The organism is Falsiroseomonas sp. HC035, from assembly GCF_050563525.1.
Classification (GTDB): domain Bacteria; phylum Pseudomonadota; class Alphaproteobacteria; order Acetobacterales; family Acetobacteraceae; genus Falsiroseomonas.
In genome coordinates, this window is record NZ_JBNXUN010000068.1 from 1 (window position 1) to 1,116 (window position 1,116).

1 pseudogene and 1 other annotated feature are annotated in these 1,116 nt (G+C 67.3%); the pseudogene reads left to right on the forward strand.

Annotated elements, in window-relative coordinates:
- Positions 1 to 1,077, forward strand: a pseudogene (locus ACLF3G_RS29460) (IS3 family transposase); the annotation flags it as partial.
- Positions 133 to 249: a sequence feature (AL1L pseudoknot), on the forward strand. (Overlaps the previous pseudogene by 117 nt.)
- Positions 1,078 to 1,116 lie beyond the last annotated feature (39 nt).

Genomic DNA, 1,116 nt, shown 5'->3' on the forward strand with positions numbered 1-1,116 from the left:
CTGGGTGCGGCAGGCCGAGCGTGACGGGGGGCAGCGCCCTGGGCCGACGAGCGCCGAGCGAGAGCGGATCAAGTTGCTCGAGAGAGAGGTGCGCGAGCTGCGGCAGGCCAACGAGATCCTGCGGAAGGCGTCGGCGTATTTTGCGCAGGCGGAGCTCGACCGCCGGTCCAAGACGTGATCGCCTTCATTGATGATCACCGGGGTGAGTACGGGGTCGAGCCGATCTGCCGGGTATTGCCGATCGCCCCATCCACCTATCACGCCCACGCCGCGAAACAGCGTTGTCCAGAGCGGGCGAGCCTCCGATGTCGCCGCGATGAGGTCCTCCGCGCCGAGATCCGTCGCGTGCACGAGGCGAACTTCGGGGTCTACGGCGCCCGGAAAGTCTGGCGGCAGCTCCGCCGCGAGGGAGTCACGGCTGCCCGCTGCACGGTGGAGCGGCTGATGCAAGCCATGGGGCTGCGTGGTGTCGTGCGTGGGAAGGAGACGCGGACCACGATCTCGAACCCCGCGACGCCATGCCCGGCCGACAAGGTGAACCGTCAGTTCAGGGCGCCGGCGCCGAATGTGCTGTGGGTCTCGGATTTCACCTACGTCGCGACGTGGCAGGGGTTCGTCTACGTCGCTTTCGTCATCGACGTCTTCGCCCGCCGCATCGTCGGCTGGCGGGTGTCGCGCACGGCGCAGACGAGCTTCGTCCTCGATGCCCTGGAGCAAGCCCTGCACGACCGCCGCCCGGCGAAGGGCAGACTGACATGCCATAGCGACAAGGGGTCGCAGTACGTCAGCATCCGGTACACGGAGCGGCTGCTCGAAGCCGGGATCGAGCCGTCGGTCGGGAGCGTCGGTGACTCATATGACAACGCGCTCGCCGAGACGGTGATCGGGTTGTTCAAGACTGAGGTGATCCGTCGTCGCGGACCCTGGCGCTCCTTTGAAGAGGTGGAGTTCGCCACCCTCGAATGGGTCGCCTGGTTCAACACGCAGCGCCTCCTCGAGCCGATCGGGAACATCCCTCCCGCCGAGGCCGAGGCGCGCTACTATGCCCAAATGGAGGCACCCGCTATGGCGGCGTGACCCAAGCCAAAAGGCCTCCGGCCGACCCGGGACGGTTCA